At 43.4% G+C, this 24,660-nt stretch carries 15 protein-coding genes; 3 read left to right on the forward strand and 12 right to left on the reverse strand.

Annotated elements, in window-relative coordinates; translation table 11 throughout:
- Positions 1-16: 16 nt before the first annotated feature.
- Both PCIT_RS16505 and PCIT_RS16510 read right to left on the reverse strand, forming a co-directional pair.
- Positions 17-2,098 (reverse strand): TonB-dependent receptor, encoded by a 2,082-nt coding sequence (locus tag PCIT_RS16505; RefSeq protein ID WP_010365471.1) that lies wholly within the window; start codon positions 2,096-2,098, stop codon positions 17-19.
- A gap of 374 nt (positions 2,099-2,472) precedes the next feature.
- Entirely contained in the window at positions 2,473-4,620 is a 2,148-nt protein-coding gene (locus tag PCIT_RS16510) for a TonB-dependent receptor domain-containing protein (RefSeq protein WP_010365473.1), read from the reverse strand.
- A gap of 127 nt (positions 4,621-4,747) precedes the next feature.
- Between PCIT_RS16510 and PCIT_RS16515 the strand changes: the two genes are divergently transcribed.
- A complete protein-coding gene (locus tag PCIT_RS16515) occupies positions 4,748-5,737 on the forward strand; it encodes an AraC family transcriptional regulator (protein ID WP_010365474.1) in 990 nt (329 codons plus the stop codon).
- On the opposite strand, the gene sdhD is transcribed toward PCIT_RS16515, so the two are convergent.
- From sdhD to PCIT_RS16545, 6 genes are all read right to left on the reverse strand, one after another.
- On the reverse strand, positions 5,720-6,052 hold the full coding sequence (gene sdhD, locus PCIT_RS16520) for a succinate dehydrogenase, hydrophobic membrane anchor protein (protein WP_010365477.1): 333 nt from the start codon (positions 6,050-6,052) through the stop codon (positions 5,720-5,722). The two genes, PCIT_RS16515 and sdhD, sit on opposite strands and share 18 nt — an antisense overlap.
- Entirely contained in the window at positions 6,043-6,423 is a 381-nt protein-coding gene (gene sdhC, locus PCIT_RS16525) for a succinate dehydrogenase, cytochrome b556 subunit (RefSeq protein WP_010365479.1), read from the reverse strand. The genes sdhD and sdhC overlap by 10 nt, the downstream gene beginning before the upstream one ends.
- 64 nt (positions 6,424-6,487) lie before the next feature.
- Positions 6,488-10,918 (reverse strand): type I polyketide synthase, encoded by a 4,431-nt coding sequence (locus tag PCIT_RS16530; protein WP_010365481.1) that lies wholly within the window; start codon positions 10,916-10,918, stop codon positions 6,488-6,490.
- A gap of 2 nt (positions 10,919-10,920) precedes the next feature.
- A complete protein-coding gene (locus PCIT_RS16535) occupies positions 10,921-16,164 on the reverse strand; it encodes a non-ribosomal peptide synthetase (RefSeq protein ID WP_010365483.1) in 5,244 nt (1,747 codons plus the stop codon).
- A 153-nt stretch (positions 16,165-16,317) separates the two neighbouring features.
- Positions 16,318-16,521, reverse strand: a complete 204-nt coding sequence (locus PCIT_RS16540) for an MbtH family protein (RefSeq protein WP_010365485.1) — start codon at positions 16,519-16,521, stop codon at positions 16,318-16,320.
- Positions 16,522-16,581: 60 nt separating this feature from the next.
- The gene (locus tag PCIT_RS16545) at positions 16,582-19,026 is read right to left on the reverse strand and encodes a penicillin acylase family protein (protein ID WP_010365487.1); all 2,445 of its coding nucleotides are present in this window, start codon (positions 19,024-19,026) and stop codon (positions 16,582-16,584) included.
- A gap of 217 nt (positions 19,027-19,243) precedes the next feature.
- Here PCIT_RS16545 and PCIT_RS16550 point away from each other — a divergent pair, with 217 nt between their 5' ends.
- On the forward strand, positions 19,244-19,753 hold the full coding sequence (locus tag PCIT_RS16550; RefSeq protein ID WP_010365489.1) for an RNA polymerase sigma factor: 510 nt from the start codon (positions 19,244-19,246) through the stop codon (positions 19,751-19,753).
- Between the two features lie 20 nt (positions 19,754-19,773).
- On the opposite strand, the gene PCIT_RS16555 is transcribed toward PCIT_RS16550, so the two are convergent.
- On the reverse strand, positions 19,774-20,214 hold the full coding sequence (locus PCIT_RS16555; RefSeq protein WP_010365491.1) for a tellurite resistance TerB family protein: 441 nt from the start codon (positions 20,212-20,214) through the stop codon (positions 19,774-19,776).
- A 54-nt stretch (positions 20,215-20,268) separates the two neighbouring features.
- Here PCIT_RS16555 and PCIT_RS16560 point away from each other — a divergent pair, with 54 nt between their 5' ends.
- The gene (locus PCIT_RS16560; protein WP_010365493.1) at positions 20,269-20,637 is read left to right on the forward strand and encodes a hypothetical protein; all 369 of its coding nucleotides are present in this window, start codon (positions 20,269-20,271) and stop codon (positions 20,635-20,637) included.
- Between the two features lie 120 nt (positions 20,638-20,757).
- Here PCIT_RS16560 and tuf read toward each other — a convergent pair whose 3' ends face one another.
- Genes tuf through rpsG form a run of 3 tightly spaced genes read right to left on the reverse strand, consistent with a single transcriptional unit; the run spans position 20,758 to position 24,614 of the window.
- Positions 20,758-21,942 (reverse strand): elongation factor Tu, encoded by a 1,185-nt coding sequence (gene tuf, locus PCIT_RS16565; RefSeq protein ID WP_192992820.1) that lies wholly within the window; start codon positions 21,940-21,942, stop codon positions 20,758-20,760.
- 59 nt (positions 21,943-22,001) lie between these two features.
- Positions 22,002-24,116 carry an elongation factor G gene (gene fusA, locus PCIT_RS16570; protein ID WP_010367662.1) on the reverse strand — a complete coding sequence of 705 codons (2,115 nt, stop codon included), beginning with the start codon at positions 24,114-24,116 and terminating at the stop codon, positions 22,002-22,004.
- Positions 24,117-24,143: 27 nt separating this feature from the next.
- Positions 24,144-24,614, reverse strand: a complete 471-nt coding sequence (rpsG, locus tag PCIT_RS16575) for a 30S ribosomal protein S7 (protein ID WP_010367661.1) — start codon at positions 24,612-24,614, stop codon at positions 24,144-24,146.
- Positions 24,615-24,660: the final 46 nt, after the last annotated feature.

A 24,660-nucleotide genomic window follows, 5' to 3' on the forward strand; every position in this document is an offset into this window, starting at 1 on the left:
CATTAATTATAGAGAATTACAGATTATATGTTACAGAAAAACCAACTGTACGTGGCTCTGTTAATTGACCTGTTACAATCTCACCAGTCATAGGCGAACGATCCATTGCGGTTTCATTGTCTTGATCAAATGCGTTATTAACATACGCATCTGCTCGCCAATTATCCGCAATATAAGCGACTGAAAAACGTGTTTCAGTGTAACTATCCGTTTGATATAAATCTGACTGACTAATTTGTGCTTCTGCAACATGCTTTCGTAGGATCTTGCTTTGATAAGCACTTGTATAGCGAGTATTCAAACTAAATTGAACATTATCTGTCAACCAATAATCAGCCCCAATACTTGCTGTCGCGCTTGGTGCCATCGGTAACTCTTGACTTAACAAATGTTGATTATTGCTATTGGCTTTTTCAATACTGGTCTCTAATGAACCAAAGCTACCTGATAATGTCAATGAATCGGTCACAGCATAGGTTAACTCTGCTTCAAATCCATAACTTTTTACATCTTCAACATTGTGGATAACTGTATCCCACTGCTGACCTGAGTCACCCGTTGCGAAAACTTGATAACCCGAATAATCGTTATAGAAAACATTTGCTGCAAGATTTAATACATCATCCCATGATTTGCGCACACTGAACTCATACGTATTAACGTATTCAGGCTCATAACTATAAACTGAAGCAGAAGCCCAATTAAAGTCTCCACCACCTGAGTTATACCCTTTGCGGAAGCTAAGACCAAGCGTTAGCTCTTCATCAACAGTATGTAAATAAGCGATTTTTGGTAAATAAAGCGTCTCATCATTGGCAATGATAAATGATGCACCGGATGCTGCTCTAAATTCACGATGTTGCTTCTCTTTTTCAATTCGCCCACCTGCAATAACTTGGCCTTGTTCAGAAACACTCACCGTTACTTCACCATAAATAGCATCTGATGAAGACTCATCATCCCCTTCGTAGATACCCTTATTGAAGAAAGCTTGTTCACGATCATATCTATACACACCAAAGTGCCCACTTAAGCCATCATCAAAAGCAAAGCTAAATTTACCATCTACAGTTTGGCTTTCATCATCCATACGTACATGCCAGACAAGTGGGTATTGATGAAACTCATAGCTATAATCAACATCTGACACCAATAATTCAATGTCAAAATTGTCACTTATCTCATAAGATGTTTTTAAATAAGTATGTTCACTATTTACTTCTTTATCACGTGCATATGACGTATCGGTGTTTCTCGGTGATGAAATAATACGTTTAGAAAGGTCTGGTCCGCCTAAACCCCAATAGCGGAATCCTTCTTCTTGCGAATCAACATAACTCAAAAGCATATCAAGCCCATCAACTTGTGATGGCGTCCATTGTAATTTCGCATTGATCCGTGTCAGCTCAATTGGCTTAGGGTCGAAAGAATATGAATCCCCTTCAGCTAGCTGAAAGTGAGAGTGGTGCTCTCTATCAACATTTTGTACGGTAAAACGATACGCCAATTCATTTTCTATAATAGGCGCAGACACCATAGCTGAAAGCTCTTTGCTTTGCATTTTATTCGCATAGCCCGCTCTCACAGATGCTTCTAATCTATCCATGGAAGGGGTATTTGTAGTGACATAAATACTTCCTCCCATACTGTTACGGCCACTATTGGAAGATTGTGGTCCACGTAACACTTCAATTTGCTTTACATCCCACAAACCAAGATCACCCGTTAAGGTTGCCACGAATGGTTCAGCAACACCATCGGTTAAAACCGCGACACGCGCTTTAGCACCTGACGTGAAAGAGTAAGAGCCAATGGCAATTCCTTCCCCTTTTACACCCCGAATACTTGGTAAACTATCTGAAAAAACAACATTTGCAATATCCGCTAAAATATCGACATATGAATCTGATTGTCCATTAGCAAGCTCTTCACTCGTAATTACTGCAACAGAAGTCGTAGTATCTTTTAATGAGCGACCCGCTTTCTCACCATAAACAACAATATTCTCTATCGATGTAATTTGTTCTTTTTCATCCGCTGAAACAGCTGCCGATACTGCTAAGGCAACTGGAACCATACAAAATGCCAGTTTATTCATTATTCCATCCTAAATTATAGTTAGCCGACCAACAGACGAACATAATAAAGAAATATTTAACGACACAGAAAGTAAATTTATTATTAATATTCAATAGATAACAATGCAATCCAACTTTTAAATGGCCAGAAATTGACCCTTTAAACTAGCAAAGAAAGAGATATCAATATACTCAAAAACACCTAAACCAACCCCTCACAATTAACCAAAAAGCAATAATAAAAAACTATAACAGCGATATTAATTAAATTATCGCTGCGATAGCCCTGCCTCTTTCTATTTCAAAGGTGAAGTAAATTGATAAAGCCCATACATTGCAACGGGCGACAAAGGTATGGGCTTTGGTAGGAAACACATTAGATTTTTAATAATTGCTAAAATTGATAGGCAATACTGGCCTTAATATTGCGACCCGGCTCATAGTCCATCATAAATAATCCGTTTTCGCCCGCTAATGGATGGCCTGTTACACCATTTTTTGAAGATTGTGAGGCATAAAACTCATCGAATAGATTATCAATTCCCAACCGTATATTAACCTCTGGGATCGCTGCAGGAGACCAATGTGCTGCGAGGTTATGTACTGCGTAGCTGTATTTTTCATTATTAATGCTGGCCCCCCCTAAAAAGTGCCCACCAGCAACCCCATCAACCAGCATGGCCTCCCATGCAATATCAAGATCATAATCTGTTAACTGATATGCCACTTTCGTGGTGATGGTATCTCCTTGCTCACGCTCTAACCGCGCTCCATCTAATTGTGAATATTGACTAAAAGCAGACAAGTCACTGCTTGATTGCGCATACGTCAATTGCACCGACAAAGCGTTATGCGTGAACTGTGAATACGCTTCAAATCCCTCAATACGCATATCACCGATATTGTCTTTCCACTGGTCCCAGCGATGCTTTGGATTAGGCTTCATCGCACTGTCAAAAATATAATTATCAATCTGTGTTGAAAACGCAGTAACACCTGCAGACCACGTCATGGATTGCCCAATGTGATGTTGATACGCCACGGCAAGCTCGGTATTGAGCCCAGTTTCAGCTTCAATCGCACTATTTTCACTGTCTCTAAGACCCGCCCCCGCAAAAACCTCACCAATCTCAGGTCCTTTAAACAACTCTGTGCTACTGAATTTGACCAGAAAGTTATCAGTGATCTGATATTCAGCGGCAAGGGACAGTGATAGCTCTGAGTAATCATTACTCACGACTTTCGCGTCTAGCTCATAACTGTCGTGGCGAACACCCGCGATCATTACCAAGCCATTCTCAAATTCAATGCGATCTTGCACAAATACCGCGATATTCTTGGCACTTTCTTGTGACACAGCGACCGAGCTATCCATGCTGACCTTATGAAAATCAGTATCGTGTTTAAGATAATCTAAGCCATAAGTAATAATGTGGTTTTCATCCGAAAATAAAGCGTTAAACGGCGTTTCGGCTAACATATTAAGGCCACTGTTTTTCGCCTCTCCCGTAACTTGGCCAGCATGACCACTAAAGCGCGGATTCGGTGATAATGCCCAACCAGCTTCATCGCGGTACAGCTCACTGGTATTGCTAAATATACTTGCCTTTAATACAGAATCTCGGCCCCAGCCTAAGTCATAACTTAAAGTCAGCGTGTCACGGGTAAACTCAGTCGGCCACAAAAGAGGTGTGCCCAGCCCTTTCTCAAACACTAAGTCAGTTGCTAGCCCCATATCAGGTCGGTAACTATAATTCCCTTTATCTTGATAGGCTTCGTAGCTTAGTGCCAAACGTTGCTGCGCATTAATATTCCAGCCAATTTTGACCAAGGTATCATGGACCTTTCCTTCCAAGCCCCGTACGGTGCCATCAGTCCCCGCGACTTGTTGACCCGTTTGATCTTTAATCTTACCGCCACCGACTTCATAATTATCACTGTTCACTTGGTTGTAATACGCTAAAAAGTCCAATTGCTCGTTTAGCTCGCCATAACCGGTGAATGAGAAACGATGCCCCGCATTGTCAGCAACTCCGACCGATACACGGCCACCCATAGATGTTCCATCAGTCAATAGATCGGCAGCCTGTTTGGTTTCAAAGCGCACAGCCCCGCCCAACCCACCATTGATCACCGAGTTCGTGCCGGTTTCAATATCTACTGATTTTAAAATATCTGCATGGATCTGTAAGTTACCCATATGGTGATACATATAAGAGTTTTGCGCTGCGCCATCTATTGATATTTTCAGGTCCTTATCATCCATGCTGCGAATGGTAATACGCTGATTTAAAGAGTGCGCACCCCCTACATCAATACCAGGGATACTGCGCAATAAATCGGAAATGTGGTCAGCTTGCTTATTTGCAATATCTTGCTCTTGTAAGTACAGAGCTGACGTTTTAACTTGCGTGCTCCACACTGAAATTTTCTCTATGTCATCAGCCGCAGCCAATGCGCTCGGGGCGGCACACACCCCAGCCACAGCCAATGCTAAACCAGTACGACGAAAACTCACTTGCTGAGCAGTTAAAACCAACATACAACACCTTTTTAAATGTAAATAAGAACCAATATCAATATTGTACAGAGTTTATGGGTTGATATTTGTGCTTCTATTTTGCAAAATCGCCTAATTTATTTGCAAAAACGTCAAGGATGTACAGGTTATGACAACGCCTATTTATGTTGATGATCTTTCTTATGCACTGCAAAAAATTGGCTTAGAGTCTCGCCAGCACACCTCAGCTGCGCAAACACACTTGGCAAAAGGTGACTTAAGCTTTATAGAATTACAAAAAGGACTGTACTTACACCGCGCAGATATCATCGAAAACAGTCATACCAGCAGCAGTGCCATCTTACCTGCGGGATTTCATGTCACGGTGCTATTAGCGGGCACCGTGTCATTTAGAGTGGCGCAAAAACGCTATCAATTTAGTGCCGATAAGGGAGCTGTTGCCTTTATTAATGTACTGAACAAACAAGATATATTTACCCGCTTTATGCAAAAAGATCAGCATGTAGAAAAGGTCACATTAAGCTGTGAACGTAGTTGGTTGTTACAAAAAGTCTCAAGTGAACAAGCGTGTAAGCAAATAGACAAACAATTGTTTCATTCTCAAAATGTCTATATTACGCCACTGACCCCCACCCTACTTCAACAGGTCAAAGTACTTGCCAATCAAGAGAGTGAAGCACACTTGCTAGCTCCGCTGCTATTGGAACATCATGCGTTGCAATTCTTGCATGAGGTCATAAGTCAATTTTATCACCCCGAATCTACACTAACTCAAGCGAACTACGCCCATTCGCCGATTCAAGCCAGTGAAAGTAAACTGGCAGCACTACTGCTGCTATTAGAGCAAGATTTTACCCTTATTGATATTGCAGAGCAGCTAGGGGTCAGTATTAGCACGCTGCAGCGTAATTTTAAACGCAGCTTTAACACCACATTAAAGCAATATGTCAAAATAAAACGTTTAGAAAAGGCAAGAAAAGCACTGTTAATAGAGGGGTTAACCATAGGAGAAGCTGCATATTTAGCGAAATATACCCATGTGGGCAACTTCATTACCGCCTTTAAAAAACACTTTAATATTACGCCTATGCAGCTGATTAAATTACACCGAAGCAGCCCCTCATACGGCCCAAAGTAACCCTAAACCAAAGCCCCATAAGCCGAGGTTTAGTGCAACCAGTATGATATTAAACACCGAATTTAAACGGCCTTTAATATAGTCTCCTGCGATTTGCCAAGCAGCCAAAATACCATTTGCGACTGTTGCAGTAAGCACTAATGTTGCCAATATTTTAAACCACAACGCACTGTGCAGTGTTGACCACATTGCAAATGATATCGGTCCACACAACACCAAATACCCGATCATCGCTGCCACAAACAAGATAATGATCACGTTACAAATACGCTGTAAAATCCATTGTTGTGTTCCTGATAGATTTATCATAGCCATATCCACACTCCTGATAACACGCTCAGTAATACACCTGCCGCAATACACGCCCAAGATATTTTCGCACCGCCTTCAAGACTTTCACAGTGTCCAGCTTCTTGGATTAAATGCTTAACCCCGCCGCATAAGTAATATCCCATGGCGGTTAAAAACGCCCATAAAAACAGTTGAATAATAATGCTTTCATCACGTAATGCATGCAATAAAGCAAAATTTTCTGGTGACTGCAGTGAATACCATAAGGTGGGTAAGTAAAAGGCAAACCCCACCCACATCACCACAGCACTGACACGGTGGAGGATGGACGCATAGGCTGTAATAGGCAAAGCCATTGTCTGTATCGCCAAGTTCATGGGCCGCTGTTTTTTCATTTTAACCTCTGATCAATTGCCATAAAAAAGCCCAAACCTGCTCAGGTGTGGGCTTGCATTTTTGCTATGATGAAAGCTGTTCTATGAGCTTACCTTCAATAATATAAGCCAAGTTATCAATGCTCGGATCTTCAAAAAACTCCGCAGGCTCTAATTCAATAGAGAACTGCTGCTTTACCTTCGCCAACATTTGAATGGCTATCAATGAGTCCCCGCCCAAGGCAAATAAGCTATCAAAGACTCCTATTTCATCAAAGCCAAGAAACTCGCGCCAAACAGCCACCAGCTTATGTTCAAGTTCGCTCTCTGGTGCTTCATATTCAGTGTCTAAATCTGGGCGGCCATGTCCCGCTGGCTTAGCTTTCGCGTTTAAAATCGACTGCTCCGCCTCACGTGTTACCCGTACTAGTTGTGACCAACTCATGCTTGCGGCATACACTTGCGACTGACCACAAGCAAAAATATCAGCCAACATAGCAGCACCAATATCACCTTGTAGCCCTAACCCCTCAGGCAAGTCAAACTTAGCAGCCATACCGGTTTGAGCCCACGCATCCCAGTTAATACTAACAACAGGGAAATTATGCGGTTGTTGAGCCAATGTATCTAGATACACATTGGCCGCACAATAATCACTTTGTCCATATGCGCCTAATACAGAAGCCAAAGAAGAACACACAGCAAACTGCTGTAATGCATGCCCTTTAAATACCTTTAATACGTTCTGTGTGCCTTGAATTTTGCTCGATAAGGTCACGCTAGCATGCTCCATTGTCATCCCAGCAATAAACCCACCACCTGGCAGCCCTGCACTATGTACAACATGCGTGATAGTACCCAGTTGCTGCTCAGCTGACGTTACCGACTGCCCGAGCTGCACGGCATCAAGTACGTCAGCAGTGATCACCATGACATCAATATTCTGTGCCCGCAGTGATAATAAGGCGGTTAGCTGCTTACGTAACTTGTCATCAGTCTCACTGGCTTGCTGTAATGCTTGCCACTGAGACTCAGGTGCAAACTGACCACGAGTTTGCAAAATAAGTTTGTGACCTTGTTCACCTAGGTATTTAGCCAGATGTAACCCTACGCCACCCAAACCACCGGTAATTAACGTGACACCCGACTCAATCGGTGTATCAGCACTCGCAGGAATGGCTTGCTGACTAAGCACAAAACGTTGCTTACCGCGATAAGCTATTTCATTATGTTCTGGCTTATCGGCCACTAAATCAGCCACCAATTTAGTCAATACATCTTCATTGAAGGCAATATCTGCATCTTTAAATTCAATCACCCGTGTGAGCGTATTATGCTCTAGCGACAATCCACGGGTGAGGCCCAAAAGCGTGGCCTTTTCTGGCGACAAACTTTCATCATCTAATACCGAAAATAACTGGGTCGCTAACACACTTAAGCGCACATTAAAGGTGGCTATTAAATGCTGTACCAGTGGCAATAATGCTTCATAACCAATGACATCACTCGATTGTGCCGGCTCAATAAAGCGCGTATCAACAAAATGTGTTACCTGTTTATCATCCGCTAAATAAGCATGTAGCTTTTCCCAATGAGTGGGGTTGGTGTGATCAAAATTAATGTGGCCATTTTCTTGAACCGTAAACTCAGCACTCTCGCTTTGTGCTGCCCATAACGTAGTTAAGTGTGCGCCCCGTTCAATAAGTGCGGTACTCAATGCGCTGCATACTTGTGAGTCTGAAGCCAATAATATAAAGTGCTCTGCGCTCACATCTTGACGTTTAGTATGCAACGGTTGTTGCTGCCAAATAGGTTGCAATAATTGCGGCTGTGAACTGGATGACTCAGCGTCGCGTGTCGCTGATACAGTTCGCTCTTGATTAACCTCAACCCAATATTCTTGCTGACTAAACTGGTATTCAGGCAAGACTTTAGATGCACTCGGAGTCAACTCTCCAACATATTGCCAATCAATATTTAACCCTAATTGCCATAGCGTTGCAGCCGTTTTAGCAAAAGGCGCGATGACGTCTTTCATATCGCGCACATGGGCAATAGAATTTAAAACTGTCAGCTCTTTCGTTATACCCACCTGCTGCACCAATTTCTGCAGCGTATCACCAGGCCCCGCTTCAATGAGCACATCACAACGTTCAGATAACGTCTGTACCCCTTCAGCAAATTTTACTGGCTGACGAATGTGATCTAACCAATATTGTACCGATGTTGCTTGATCATCTGTGATCAGCTGTCCGGTGACATTGCTCACAAACGCAATATCCGGTGCGCTTAAATCGGCCGCCTCTAAAGAAGCTTTAAACTCCGGTAACACCGCCTCTGTTAAATGGCTATGAAATGCATGAGATACATGGAGTCGTGTACAACTTATCTGTTCGGCTTTTAATTGTGTTTGTAATGCTTTTATTGCCTCTTTTGTCCCAGCAACCACGGTATTCGTCGGACTATTTAACGCGGCAATATCCAGCTCAGCAGTTAAGTAAGGGGCAATAGTTTGCTTATCAGTCACAACAGACAACATCGTACCAGGTGCCATTCCTTGAAGCGCTTCTCCTCTGGCCGTCACCAAAGTAACCGCCGTTTCTAATGACATCACATTTGCCAAACATGCCGCGACATACTCACCGATGCTATGTCCCAACATGCCAGTGATAGTTACACCTAATGCCTGATATGTGCGCGCCATCGCATAACCCACAATAAATAATGCTGGCTGTGTCACGCGCGTTTGGTTCAGAAGTTGGTTCGCTATCAGAACTTGATCATCTTCAGGTGCAAATACCATAGTCAGTTGCTGTTGTAATTGCTCAGAAAAATGATTCAATGTTTCGTTAAACACAGATTTAAAATACGCGTTATGTTTGAGCAATGGCTGAGCCATTGTCACATACTGAGAACCCTGTCCCGAGAACAGTAAACCAATACGCATATCTGTCGTTTTCATTGCTACAACGTCACGGCTTAGCATCGCGACGGCTTGCTCGTGGTCTTTAACCACAAACGCTTTTCTGTAGGCCAGTGCGGCGCGCTTTTGCTGTAATTGCGCGGCAGCTGCTGGAAGGTTGTGTGGCTGTGCAACCAGCATATTCTGCAGTGCAGCAACCTGATCATTGAGCCCACTTTTAGTTGCTCCACTCACAGGCAAGATGTACCAAGGCGCTCGGCGGGTTGATTCTGCTTGTGCCGGTTGCTCCTGCGAGACATATTCCTCTAAAATAACATGTGCATTGGTACCACCCATCCCTAACGAACTAACAGCCGCCCTACGAGGGGTATCACTTTCCCATGCTTTTAATGTGTCATTGACATAAAACGGACTAGCAGCAAAATCAATAGCGGGATTGAGCGGCTTGGCATGAATGCTCGGGGGTAATTGCTTATATCGCAAAGCTTGAACGGCTTTGATCAAACCGGTGACACCCGCAGCTGAGTCTAAATGCCCAATATTGGCTTTAATCGAGCCAATGGCACAATACTGTGTTTTATCCGATTGATAGGCTTGGCTGAGCGCGGCAATTTCGATGGGATCACCGAGTTTAGTGCCTGTGCCATGCGTTTCGATATAGCCAATTGAACTTGGCTCCACATCAGCAAATTCAAGCGCTGCACTCACAGCATTAGCTTGCCCTGTTACACTGGGTGCTGTGTAACCTATTTTGTCTTTGCCGTCGTTATTAACCGCGGAACCTCGGATCACGGCCAAAATGGTATCGCCAGCATTGCGTGCATCTTCAACACGCTTCAATACCACGGCAGCACTGCCGCTACCAATTAAAATACCATCGGCATTCTCTGAAAAAGCACTTAGCCGACCGGTAGGAGATAAACTCCCTCCAGCGGGTGCATGATACCCCTGCTCGGATGCCAAATTTAGCCATACACCGCCAGCAAGTGCTGCATCGCTTTCAAAGTTTTGCAGTGAACGACATGCCATATGAACGGCGACCAGCGAGGTAGAACAGGCCGTTTGTACGGTGACAGACGGGCCTTTAAGATTAAGCTCATAGCTTACCCGCGTTGATAAGGAGTCTTTATCATTACCGTTTGTTAAAGCAAGTAAACTCGTTATATCATTCTGCGTGTTGTTTGATAACAGGTTTTGCAATAAGTAGCTCGGTACGCCACACCCCGCAAAGACGCCGGTTAAATTATCAGCGCTTGGCGTAATACCCGCATCTTCTAATGCATGCCAACACGTCTGTAAAAAAATACGTTGTTGAGGGTCAAGTTGCTCAACCTCCTTGGGGCTATAGCCAAAAAAGCCAGCATCAAACGCTCTAACACCGCTGAACGAGACACCTGCTTTCACATAATCAGGGTCCGCTAACGTGTCACTGTCTACCCCAGCGCTATGCAGTTGTTCATCACTATATTGTGTGATACTACAATGTTGCTTCGCGACATTTTGCCAAAGCTCTTCGACGTTACTTGCATCAGGAAAACGCCCCGCCATGCCAACAATGGCGATATCTAATTCACTATATTCTATATCTGACATACTTATGATTCTCTTGATTTTTTACGACGAGCAGCCAATGCATTCATGCCTTTCTTTTGCTGCTTAGCTGATGGTTTCGACTGAGATTTTTCCGTTACTGATGACCCAGAAAGATGATCTGCCAATGTGGCAATACTGGGGTGGGTAAACAAATCGGTTAATTGCACGTTCGGGTAATGAGCTTGCAATGATTCATGCACCGCCATAAGCAATAAAGAATGACCACCAATGTCGAAGAAATTGGCTTGACGGTCAATTTCTGTCTGCTTCAAGTGCTGCTGCCATATTTGGCTAATTAGACGCTCAACGTCATTATTTGCCTGTACAACCTGCACAGGAGACACCGACTGTTCTGGCTTTACTTCTGGTAGCTTGTGCCTTTCCAATTTACCACTGGCATTCACTGGCAATTGCGCCATTACCACCATGTGTTTTGGGATCATGTAATGCGGTAACTGCTCACTCAACGCGTGTTTAATACTATCGCCAGTGGGTAACGTCTGCGCAGTGCACTGAACATAAGCGATAAGCTCTATACTATGCTCACTGCTTTGCGTCACAACCACCGCAGCATCAACACTTGGTAATTGCGTTAAACACTGCTCAACTTCACCTAATTCAACTCTAAAGCCGCGTATTTTGACTTGATGATCTCGACGCCCGTGATACTGAAGCTGACCATTGTCCCAGCTCACTAAGTCCCCCGTCGCATACATCCGTGCACCATTAGTACTAAACGGATCTGCGATGAATTGACTGGCTGTTTGTCCAGCTCGACGCCAATATTCACGCGCAATGACCTCACCACCAACATATAACTCACCGATCTGCTTTTCGGCAACTAATTCAAGGTTGTGGTCAAGCACATACAATTTACGCCCGTGTAACGGTTCACCTAAAGGAACCGCATCAACAGGAGGATTAGCTTGGCAATCATAAATTGCCGCTTCCACCACGATTTCAGTCGGTCCGTACGTATTCAATAAGCGCACATGCCCAAGCCCTGCACGTCGCCAATCAGCAATGGCAGTGATAGACATTGCCTCGCCACCAGAATGAACTTGCCTTAGCTTAGGCAGCGAAAGCGGCGCGATATGCTCGTGATGATGCGCCCAACTTGAGGCAATGCTGCGCCAATAAGCCGCACTTAAATCCATCACCGTGATATTATGACGCTGCGCCTGTGCATAGAGTGTTTTCGCATCCCATAGCCCGTTATCTCTTAATACAATGGCCCCACCTGCAGACCATGTCGGAAACACTTGTTCGACAAACGCATCAAAATTCGCGGTCGCAAACTGTAGCACCACATCTTGCTCACTGAGCGAGATAAACTGTTTCGCAGATTCGATATATTGTGCCAATGCATCATGACTAATCGCCACACCTTTGGCTTGACCTGTCGAACCTGAGGTATAATTTAAGTAGGCTATATGTGCCGAGTGCTTTAATACCGTCGGAATATTAATCTTTTTATAATGCTGATTTAGCAACTGTACAGGAGCGAGCCATTGTCCAGAAAAGGCAATGCCCGTGCACTCAAGGTCACTGATCACCGCACTGCATACGCTATCTTTAAGCATATAGTTTAATTTTTCAGCGGGGAATTGGGCATCTAATGGTAAGTAGGCGATATTGGCTTTTAAACAGGCTAGAACACTGGCCAACATCAGTGGGGTACGCTCTAACAACACACCCACAATTGGGTTTTCCCCAAACTTTTCAGCGAGTAAAGCATGAGCCAACCTGTTTGAGGTTTGTTCTAACCATTCATAGCTAAATTGCTCATCTTTATAAATCACTGCGGTGCGCTGTGGATATTGCCTTGCATATTCACTTAATTGAACCAGCCAGTGACTAGACGGCGCTATAACGTCATCACCTTGACCTTGTGCAAGCATACGCGTTGTATCACTAAGGAGTGCCAAGTTACCCACGGCGTGCTCAGGGTGTTTCACCACTTGAGCAAGTAAGTTCGCCCATGCAGTTTGCAAATACTCAATAAATGAGGCATCGAACAATGCTTCATTGTACTGTAATTCAAGCGCCAATTGACCATTATTAAATAAGCGCGAATCAATACTTAAATCAAACTGCGCTTCATGTTTTAGCGGTGCTACCTCGACAAGCGACACATCAGGTAAGGTATCCAGCATATCCAAATTATGTTCAACATGATTGAACATCACTTGGAATAAAGGCGTTTGGCCAACATGGCGCTCTGGGTTAACGATTTCCACTAATTTCTCAAACGGGAAATCTTGATTATCTTGTGCAGCCAACGTGCGATTTTTACACTGTAGTAATATGTCACTAAAGCTATCAGCTGCATCAATATTTGCATTTATCAACTGGGTATTTATGAAAAACCCAGCCAAGCCATGTACTTGGCTGTTTTGCCTATTGGCCACTGGGATCGCGATCCGAGGGTTTGCTTTATTAGCCACGCGGTAACATAGCGTTTGAAAGCTGCTTAACAGCAACATGAATAAACTGGCACTGTGGTGATGTGCTAGCTTCTGCAAACCTGCAACTTGTTGATAATCCAAATGTAATGTTGAGGTAGCCAATGGCACCATGTCTACTTTTCTTGGGTGTTGAGGATCAAAAAGTAATTCATCAGCAGGTACGTTCAGCTCGTTCTGCCAATAGGCTAATTGCTGCTGCGCTTGCTCAGTCGCCAACCACTGTTGTTGCCACTGCGCATAATCACCATACTCTATTTCTGACGGTTCGATGTTTAATGCTTGGCCTTGAGCCAACCGCTGATAATGCTGACTTACCCCACGTAGTAATAAATCAAATGTCCACGCATCTGATGCTATGTGGTGCATGCTCATTACCCAGATAAACTTCTCATCTGTGCATTGCACCAGTCCAACACGGAAGTTTTCTCCTTTTTCAAGGGCAAACGCTTTACTGTTCAACGTCGCTATCCAGCTGTCAGCTTGTGCTGCACTATTCTGCTCAGACCTTAAATCAACATACTGCCAATCGAGATTTTGCTCCGTGACCGTTTGACGCCACTGCCCTTGCTCATTTTTATAATAACGATGGCGCAATACTGCATGCTCTAATAAAACCTGTTCACACGCTTGCTGTAACCACTGTGGTGAGAGCTTACCAGTGAGTACGATTTGAGCACCAATATGATATGCATTACTTTGCGGCTGCAATTGCCACAGAAATAGCTGACGTAATTGCTGAGCACTGAGTTCGCTGCTAGAAAGTTGCTGAGACACAATTTTTTGCTGCGCCTCAGTATGCTCCAATGTACTTTTAAGTAAGGCACAAAATTGACCAAAGGTATGTGCTTTAAATAAGCTGGTAGGCGCAATATGGCACGAAAATTCGGCTTCCACTTTCGCCAACAATTGCACCGCTTTAATCGAGCTTCCACCTAATGCAAAAAAGTCGGCTCCGTCATGACGTACCGGATAATTAAGGGCCGATTGCCATAGTGCTGCTAAGGTTTTTTCCACCTCACCCCAATGGCTATTATCAGTCTCTTGCACGCTGTGTAATTGGCCTAGCGCATCACGATTAAAGTCACCATATATGGCTAGCTTTTTAAGGTCATATAATTTTAAACAGGCACTGCGCTGCAATTTACCACTGGACGTTTTGGGTAAAGCTCCTTGGTCAAGCAGTAAGACTAGCTCAGGGCTTTGTCCAAAGTGCTCAATCACATAATCTCTCACGACCAACGCCACCTGCTCAGCGGGCATATCGTCCCGAAACTTATTGCTGGTTTCTATGGCTAAACCAATACCCTCTCCGAGTTCTGCACTTGGCACAGGAAAAGCCGAGACCCGCCCTTTACGTACAAAGCTTAAACCGGCTTCAATACTGCGCTCAATATCTTGTGGGTAAATATTGTGCCCATTACTAATGATTAAATCTTTTTGTCGACCTGAGATATAGAGTTGATCTTTATAGATATAGCCTACATCACCTGTCCGAAGCCAGCGATGATTATCACGATCTACAAACGTGTCTGCTGTCGCTTGCTTATTCTGCCAATAACCCACCGCGATACTGGGTCCAGCAGCCCAAATTTCGCCAATTTGACCGGTAGGCAATTCAGTGAATGTATTGGGGCACGTGATCCTGATTACATGTTGCGAAGGGGTTCTACCACAACTGACTTGATGGCTATATTCACTATTATTGCGACTATCTTGCGCAGTTACCTTAACCGCTTGGCCTTGGCTTAATGCCTCATTACAAAACGCATTTATGTGCGCCCCTTTGCTAGCTTTACTGCCAGTAACCAATAACGTGCCTTCAGCTAACCCGTAACATGGGTATAATGCACACGATTTAAAGCCCGTCGCTGCAAAATGGTCAGCGAAGTCTAACAACGTATCATGGCGAATTGGTTCTGCGCCTGAAAATGCCACACGCCAGCTCGATAAATCTAACGTCGCTTTGTGCTGTTCTTTGATCCGTTCCATACATAAGCGAAAAGCAAAATCAGGCCCACCTGAAATGGTTCCTTTGTATTCACTGATCAACTCTAACCATCTAAGCGGCTTTTCCATAAAATAACGGGGAGATGCCAATACCAATGCAAAGCCAGTAAATAAAGGCTGTAATAAACCACCGATAAGACCCATATCATGAAATAGTGGTAACCAACTAACAAACACATCTTCTGTCGACGTCTCAAGTGACTCTGCAATCGCTATTTCATTTGCAATCAGGTTTTTATGGCTGACCATCACACCTTTGGGCTTTGCTGTCGACCCTGATGTGTATTGCAAAAAAGAAATCTCATTTTCAGTGGCCCTATGCTTCTTCGCTGTGCGAATCGATTCATCCAAAGCATCAACCACAACCATCACACTTTGACTCGTGTGCTCCACCATGGTTTGTACCGTATCACCAAAACGTTTGGTCGTTAAAACCAAGGCTGCTTGAGAGTCTTCAGCAATCCCCACTGTGCGCGCAATATGCTGCTCTTTTGTTGATTCAGGTGGGAAACTCGGAATCGCTGTGATCCCCAAATATTGGCATGCGAAAAAACTCGCCACGTAATCAATGCCAGAATCCATCAATATTAAGGCTCTATCCCCGGCATTGGCCTTGTCCTGAATATGCCCTGCTACCCATAAGCTACGTTGGTATAAAGCATGATATGTCCAAGAAGTACGTTGCTTTCGGTCGACACATATAAGTGCAACGCGATCCGGGGTTTGCTCAGCATGCTGAGCTAAATAATCCATGATAGTAATGGCCGACATATTAGACTCCACTTGAAAGTTAACTGGCTAGTGTATTAGAAAGGATTTACTAGATTTGATTACTAAAATAACAACAGGTTGCGGCTTAAATAGTAGTGATATGTGTACCGCATAGCACTGTGATACAGTTGTCATATCACTACTTTTAGAGATTTATTCAGCCATGGCCGCACGTAAACTTGCAGGACGCATATCAACCCAATTTTCGTTAATGTACGTCAAGCAAGTCTCTTTGCTACCTTCAATGCCTACGTCTTTCCAACCACCAGGGACACTTTTGTAACTAGGCCATAGTGAATACTGTTCTTCATGGTTCACTAAGACTTTAAAAGTGCCGTTTTCATTATCAAAACTCATCGTGTTTCCTAAAGTTCATTTACGACTATTGGCTTTGTGACGCTCGACAATGAAAGATTTTTAGTCTTTTTTAACTTTTAGCTTAATTTTACTCTTTAATTGCTTTGCTAACGCTTCTTTCGTGTAAGGCAAATCAACTAACTTTTGCTGTTTACCATAAAAAACACTTTGATCAGCAAAATGCGGAGAGCTTTCTAACGTCGACTGAGAAAAGGTTAATAAACCACGTGCCTGAGGGCCATTATCATCAAAACCAACAACCATCATCCAACTTGAACCAAAGTGCACCTCTACGCCTTCTTTGTTCAATCCAGACCACGTTTCTTTTTCTGTTAATGGGTTGAGCACTGCAGCCTTAACTGGTTTTGCAAATGTTGTAATATCCATACGATTACCTGGTGCATAGATGTTAAACCCACCCACATTGTGTGTTGGCCCAGGCCAGCTGATCCGTTTCGTTCCTTTTTGTAAGTACTGCACCTCTCCCCACATCGCGGTCAACGAATAGCCAGCTTCATGAACAATATCAGCTGCGATAACTAATCGCTTCAGCATATCTGCACTGACAGCCAATTCTCGAGGTGTTGCCACTGGATTGGCAGCATCAAACTTGACGTTAAAGTCACGTTCAAAGTCTAATAAATATACGAATTCATTAATCAAATGCGCCGCTTTTGACGTGCTATTAAACTTGCCATCCCATAGAGATACCGCACGACATACCGCATCCACAGAACTTTGTTTCACGGTACTTTCAGCTAAGTCTTGAGCTGAAAAAGCGGTGCATAATTGCGCTATGTCACTTTTAAAATGCGCCGCGAAAGTACTGTTATCAAACAGTGCTCGTTCAACTTCATGCACATTAAACTTCTTATCTTCACCTGCACGCTCTGACAGCATATGAATACTATGTCTCGTACGCAGAGATTGCTCAGTAGAAAATTTGCCGTACAGAGGAGAATTTTCAGCTAAAGGCTGTTGAGGGTTAGTCAACCAATATGAATTGTTAGAGTTCTGTACATAATCGCTATGTTGTAACTGTGGTGCATCAGCAAAGGCTATTTCATCTTGAAAAATGAATTCACTCTTATTGCCTGGTAATAACGCAATCCCGGTGCTTGCAAACACCTGTGAGCTCATTGGATCGGTTTTGAGAAAGTTAATGGCTTTATCAGATAATAACGGTACATTAGAATCATCGACATAAAATGTCTCCCCGTGATTATCTGCTACTAAAGTATTGTTAAATAGCATACCATCGAATGTGCTAAACGTCTTTTTGAACGCCTGCATATTTGATGCTTTATTCATTGCTAACCAATGATCAATGGCATCAAAACTATCTAGGTTGGTATCTTTTATCACATAAACAAACTCGTCATCCCATGGAAAGCGACGTTCATCTTCGACGATAATACCCACATCGGTATAAAACAACGTTTTACTGAGCTTCTGTATGCCCGCCTCCGTCTGAACATTTATCACCACATCCTGTTGCTTAATGGGTTGCCATTGCCCATCCAACTCATAACTTAACCTATCTCCAGGTTTTAGTGATAAACGGTACACAACTGCATGAGAGGCTGATGAGTAGGTATGTGTCCAAGCTAAGTTTTGATTAAACCCAACATTGACAGGTCCAGGAAAGCCGATAATTGACGCCCCCATTACATCTAATTCACCTTTGACCTTTGCGTGATTAGCCCAAAACCTAAAGTTACCATTAAAGGGAAAATGAGGGTTTGCTAATACGATCCCCCTGCCATTCTCTGTTTTATTCTTACCCAATGCCCAACCGTTAGAGCCTTGTGTCTGGAGCGGGCTCTCTAAATCAAGTGGTCCATAATTGTTAATATTCCAAGCAGTCAGCTCTGTTGGCTTCACGAGTGTCGGCCGCCATTCATCGCCTTCAAGCGGGTGGGCCTTAACATACGCAGGGATCATTCTGACAGAGCTATTTTGCACCCCCAAATCCAAGATACCTGCGACTACGTCAATAGCCTCTATTGGCTTCACCCATGAGGCATTTTGACATTCACTACCAAGCACTTCTTTACCTTTATCAGCAGCACTCAAAAAAGCGTTATAACCTGCTGCAAATCCTTCTGCTAATTGTTTGGTGTTTGAGGATAATGAAGCATATGCTTGCTCTGTCCTACCTCGAATATCCAAAATCTTATATCCAAAGTCAGATAAAACATGACGATTATCTCCCGGTTGGTTATGTGCCCCTAAATACTCAGCTCGCTGCCCCTGAACGCGTAAGTAACCATCCGCTAAAATACAACTATGATCTTGCGCTTGTGCATAAGCATTGCCGTAAGCCAACCCATATAAACTGTCGGCTTCAATATGTGCCATGCCATATTGGCTACGCTTCACCGTGACCCATTCATTTTTTTTACCATTAATATCAACACCATGTCGTTCACTGTGCTGTGCATCCACCTGAAATGTAACTGGTAATATTATGCTCAACGGTAGCATTATTCGAAGTACTTTCATTATTTCCCTTACAACAATAAAAAAATTAACCAGACATGGTTAAGAACATCACGCCTGATGATCTAAAGCACAAATAGACACTGACGAATTGCTTCACTATTTGTAACTTTATCTCTATGACCATTGACAAAGGGAAAAATTTATAAATAATACACAACTGATAATCATTTGCATTATCACTGTCATTTTGATTTTTGGTACTAATAAGGAGTGTATCGTGTCGCAGTTCGCCAATAAGTGGTCGCAAGTTATCGCTGATAATCAAGCAAAATTACTCGCCTACTTAAGTAATATTTTACGCTGCCCTTATCTTGCTGAAGATGCCTTACAAGACACGTTCATACGCCTTTCTGGTATGTCTGAAAATCAAAACTTTCAAGTGAAAAATTCAACCAGTTACGCCTACCAAGTGGCACGTAACATTGCGATTGATATGTTAAGGAAACAAACTAGGGAAGCCTGGGTCGATATTGAGTGCGTTCAAACAGAGCAATTCAATGATGATAATTCCAATATTGAAAAGCGTTATTTACAACGCCAAGTCTCTCAACAAGTTAACAGGACGATTAATAAACTGTCGACTCGACATCAAAATGTGGTTAGCTTTTATCGAAGTGGTAAAATGAAACAAAAAGACATTGCCAAAATGTACCAGATCAGCCCAACTTTGGTGAATTTTATGCTTAAAGAAGTGGTGCAATCGTGTAAGTCTGAACTCGCACATTAATACTAATTGTATTTAGCAATTTATGGTTTTGCGGCTAATTTTGCCGCAATAAAATCAGCATGAGTAACATACATTAAGCCAGAAATTTTGCGAATGATATGATCCTCATAGCTATCTATATTGCCATCCGCATATGCGACATACCAAAGTAACTGCACGATTTCGATACGCTCAACATCATCGGTATGATTATTCACTTGCTTAATAAATATATATAAGTCAATTGCTTGCTCGACTAATTCCTGTGCCGTTGTAATTAAAGTTGTAATTTGGTCAGGCTCTAATTCACAACGCTCTCGTAATAACTGTTCAATTTTTTTAAGTTCTACCGCGAGCACTTTGCCATCTGAGCGCATAACCTCGACCATTAAAGCTGCTAACGCACTGTTAAAGTCAATAGCGGGCTTTTCTATGGATGGTGCTGAGAACTCATTAAGTAATTTTTTTATGTGTTTAAACACCTTCGTAACCTCCATATGTTATGCTAAAAGTTGGCCAGTTGATTAAGGAAATTTATGTTGCCACTCCATTACTCCCACTCTCTAAAGCTACTAAGTCTGTCCTTAGTATTTGCTCTTGCTGGCTGCCACCATACACCGACCCAATTTGGCGAAATAGAAAAACTCTACGACTTCGACCATAAAGTACATTATCGGCAAGTGCAATATAGCGATAATAAGTTTGCAATTCGGATCTTAGCCGATAGCTACGAAGCATTTAACCAGCAAAGTGTATTTTTACTTAGACACAGTAGACATTTATGTAAAGAGTTAGTTCCTCAATTAACCCTAAAAAGAGGAGTTCAGCGCTTTGACAGGCTGCCTACAGAACCAAGACCCTATCAGCCTGACCTATACGCAGAAATAGACTGTGTTACGCCCTGAGGTGATTACAAGCGCTAAAAGAACCATCTGAACACACGTTAAACAAAATCACAGACATAAAAAAACCCAAGCCTAAACTTGGGTTTCTTATTAATGCGTTTGCATTAACTATAGTCGATATTACTCAACGATAGTTGCAACAACACCAGCACCAACTGTACGACCACCTTCACGGATAGCGAAGCGTAAACCTTCGTCCATCGCGATTGGTACGATTAGATCTACAGTCATCTTGATGTTATCACCAGGCATTACCATTTCTACGCCTTCTGGTAACTCAACGTTACCTGTTACGTCAGTTGTACGGAAGTAGAACTGTGGACGGTAACCTTTGAAGAATGGAGTATGACGACCACCTTCATCTTTCGAAAGTACGTATACTTCTGAAGTGAACTTCGTGTGTGGTGTGATTGAACCAGGCTTCGCTAGTACTTGACCACGTTCAACGTCTTCACGCTTAGTACCACGTAGAAGTGCACCAATGTTCTCACCCGCACGACCTTCGTCTAGAAGCTTACGGAACATCTCAACACCCGTACAAGTTGTCTTCGTAGTTTCTTTCATACCTACGATTTCAACTTCGTCGTTCACGTTTACAATACCAGCTTCAACACGGCCAGTTACTACTGTACCACGACCCTGGATTGAGAATACGTCTTCGATAGGCATGATGAATGGCTTATCGATGTCACGCTCTGGCTCTGGAATGTAAGAATCTAGTGCTTCTGCAAGCTCTACAATCTTGTCTTCCCACTGCTTCTCGCCTTCTAACGCCTTAAGCGCTGAACCTGCGATTAGTGGTAAGTCATCACCTGGGAAGTCGTATTCTGAAAGAAGTTCACGAACTTCCATCTCTACTAGCTCAAGTAGCTCTTCGTCATCAACCATGTCACATTTGTTCATGAATACGATGATGTAAGGTACGCCAACCTGACGAGAAAGTAGGATGTGCTCACGTGTTTGTGGCATAGGGCCGTCAGTTGCAGCAACTACTAGGATTGCGCCGTCCATTTGTGCAGCACCAGTGATCATGTTTTTAACATAATCCGCGTGTCCTGGACAATCTACGTGTGCGTAGTGACGAGTCGGTGTATCGTACTCAACGTGAGACGTTGAAATTGTGATACCACGCTCACGCTCTTCTGGAGCGTTATCGATTGCTGCGAAGTCTTTTGCTTCACCACCGTATACTTTTGCAAGTACGTTAGTGATTGCTGCAGTTAGGGTTGTTTTACCGTGGTCAACGTGGCCGATTGTACCAACGTTTACGTGCGGTTTTACGCGTTCAAACTTTTCTTTTGCCATCTTAAAAATTCCTATAAAGAAATTAAAGTCCAGCCCTTAGAGACCGGACCGAACTAAAATTACTTAACAGCGCGAGCTGCAATTATTGTTTCTGCTACATTTTTTCCGGCTTCAGCATACTTGGAAAATTCCATTGAGTATGAAGCACGGCCTTGTGTAGCGGAGCGAAGATCGGTCGCATAACCAAACATTTCAGAAAGCGGGACTTGTGCATTAACCTGCTTTAAGCCACCAAATGCTTCTTCCATGCCTTCAATTATGCCACGACGACGATTTAAGTCACCTACTACATCACCCATGTTTGTATCAGGGGTGATAACCTCAACCTTCATCACAGGTTCCATAATAACAGGATTCGCTTCAAGCGCCCCGTTTTTAAAACCTATTGATCCGGCAATTTTAAACGCCATTTCGTTTGAGTCTACATCATGAAATGAGCCATCAAATAATGTCGCTTTAACACCCAATAACGGATAACCGGCAAGGACTCCTTGACGCATCTGTTCTTGAATGCCTTTATCAACCGCAGGAATATATTCTTTTGGTACTGCGCCACCTACGATTTCGTTAACGAATTCGTAAATTGGTGCTTCATCATCAGAAATATCCATTGGTTCAAGCTTGAGCTTAACGTGACCATATTGACCGCGACCACCAGATTGACGTACGAATTTACCTTCCGCTTCTACTGAGTTACGAATAGTCTCTCGGTATGCCACTTGAGGTTTACCAACGTTACATTGTACGTTGAATTCACGTTTCATACGGTCAACAATGATATCAAGGTGAAGTTCACCCATACCAGAGATGATCGTTTGCCCTGATTCTTCATCCGTTTCTACACGGAACGATGGATCTTCTGCCGCTAATTTATTTAGCGCGAGACCCATTTTGTCTTGGTCAGCCACTGTTCTTGGCTCAACCGCTACTGAAATTACTGGCTCAGGAAATTCCATGCGCTCTAAAGTAATAACAGCTTCTTGTGAACATATTGTGTCACCGGTAGTGACATCTTTAAGACCAATAGCCGCCGCGATGTCACCAGCGCGTACTTCTTTGATCTCTTCACGAGAATTCGCGTGCATTTGGACGATACGGCCCAAACGCTCTTTTTTGCCTTTAATTGGGTTGTAAACCGCGTCACCCTGTTTAATAGTACCAGAGTAAACACGGAAAAAGGTTAAAGTACCAACAAATGGGTCAGTGGCAATTTTAAATGCCAACGCCGAGAACGGCGCATTATCATCTGCGGCACGGGTATCTTCAGACTCATCTTCCAACACACCTTGAATTTCTTTAACCTCTGTAGGTGACGGCATGAATTCAACAACCGCATCAAGCACAGCTTGAACACCTTTGTTCTTGAATGCACTACCGCATGTCATCGGCACAATTTCACTGGCCAATGTACGTTGACGAAGTGCAGATTTAATCTCTTCTTCAGTCAACTCACCGTCTTCTAGATATTTGTCCATTAGCTCTTCAGTGGCCTCAGCAGCACTCTCAACCATGTGAGCGCGCCATTCTTCGGCTAAATCCTGAAGGTCTGCTGGGATCTCTTCATATGTAAACGTCATACCCTGGTCTTCTTGATTCCAGTTTATGGCTTTCATTTTGATGAGATCAATAACGCCTTTAAATTCGTCTTCAGCACCAATTGGTAACTGAATAGGCACAGGTGTCGCGCCAAGGCGCGTTTCAACCTGCTCCACGACAGCTAAAAAGTCAGCACCAGTGCGATCCATTTTATTGACGAATACCATGCGAGGTACTTCGTATTTGTTCGCCTGACGCCAAACAGTCTCTGTCTGTGGCTGCACACCTGATGAAGCACATAACACCACAACCGCACCATCAAGTACGCGTAAAGAACGCTCTACTTCAATGGTGAAGTCTACGTGTCCTGGAGTATCAATAATATTGATACGATGGTCGTCAAATTGACTTTCCATGCCTTTCCAGAAACACGTGGTCGCAGCAGAAGTAATGGTAATACCACGCTCCTGCTCTTGCTCCATCCAGTCCATAGTTGCAGCACCATCATGAACTTCACCGATCTTATGAGACAGACCTGTGTAGAACAGAACTCGTTCTGTTGTGGTGGTTTTCCCTGCATCTACGTGAGCACAAATACCGATGTTGCGGTAGCGCTCAATAGGAGTTGTACGTGCCATATTATCCTCTTAAAGGGTCTTAGCAGATTACCAACGGTAATGAGCGAATGCTTTGTTCGCTTCAGCCATACGGTGAACGTCTTCACGTTTCTTAACCGCAGTGCCTTTGTTATCAGCAGCGTCAACGATTTCTTGAGCCAAACGAAGGCCCATAGACTTCTCGCCACGCTTACGTGCAGCGTCAACTAACCAACGCATACCTAATGCGTTACGACGAACTGGACGTACTTCAACTGGTACTTGGTATGTAGAACCACCAACACGGCGAGATTTAACCTCTACCGTTGGACGTACATTTTCAAGTGCAGACTCAAAGATTTCTAGGTGCGACTTACCTGATTTCTCAGCAGCCACGTTTAACGCACCATATACGATTTTTTCAGCAGTAGATTTCTTGCCGTCTAACATTACTACGTTAACGAATTTAGCAAGAAGTTCCGATCCGAACTTAGGATCTGGAAGAATTTTACGTTGACCTATTACGCGTCTTCTAGGCATTTTATATCTCCGGTATCTTCAGGTTCGTTATTTAAAACGATTCCCC

Origin of the sequence: Pseudoalteromonas citrea, assembly GCF_000238375.3 — a bacterium.
Taxonomy (GTDB): domain Bacteria; phylum Pseudomonadota; class Gammaproteobacteria; order Enterobacterales; family Alteromonadaceae; genus Pseudoalteromonas; species Pseudoalteromonas citrea.

Coding starts and splice junctions, on each gene's coding strand:
- PCIT_RS16505 (WP_010365471.1), bottom strand. CDS start 2,098: ATGAATAAACTGGCATTTTGTATGGTTCCAGTTGCCTTAGCAGTATCG.
- PCIT_RS16510 (WP_010365473.1), bottom strand. CDS start 4,620: ATGTTGGTTTTAACTGCTCAGCAAGTGAGTTTTCGTCGTACTGGTTTA.
- PCIT_RS16515 (WP_010365474.1), top strand. CDS start 4,748: ATGACAACGCCTATTTATGTTGATGATCTTTCTTATGCACTGCAAAAA.
- sdhD (WP_010365477.1), bottom strand. CDS start 6,052: ATGGCTATGATAAATCTATCAGGAACACAACAATGGATTTTACAGCGT.
- sdhC (WP_010365479.1), bottom strand. CDS start 6,423: ATGAAAAAACAGCGGCCCATGAACTTGGCGATACAGACAATGGCTTTG.
- PCIT_RS16530 (WP_010365481.1), bottom strand. CDS start 10,918: ATGTCAGATATAGAATATAGTGAATTAGATATCGCCATTGTTGGCATG.
- PCIT_RS16535 (WP_010365483.1), bottom strand. CDS start 16,164: ATGTCGGCCATTACTATCATGGATTATTTAGCTCAGCATGCTGAGCAA.
- PCIT_RS16540 (WP_010365485.1), bottom strand. CDS start 16,521: ATGAGTTTTGATAATGAAAACGGCACTTTTAAAGTCTTAGTGAACCAT.
- PCIT_RS16545 (WP_010365487.1), bottom strand. CDS start 19,026: ATGAAAGTACTTCGAATAATGCTACCGTTGAGCATAATATTACCAGTT.
- PCIT_RS16560 (WP_010365493.1), top strand. CDS start 20,269: ATGTTGCCACTCCATTACTCCCACTCTCTAAAGCTACTAAGTCTGTCC.
- tuf (WP_192992820.1), bottom strand. CDS start 21,942: ATGGCAAAAGAAAAGTTTGAACGCGTAAAACCGCACGTAAACGTTGGT.
- fusA (WP_010367662.1), bottom strand. CDS start 24,116: ATGGCACGTACAACTCCTATTGAGCGCTACCGCAACATCGGTATTTGT.
- rpsG (WP_010367661.1), bottom strand. CDS start 24,614: ATGCCTAGAAGACGCGTAATAGGTCAACGTAAAATTCTTCCAGATCCT.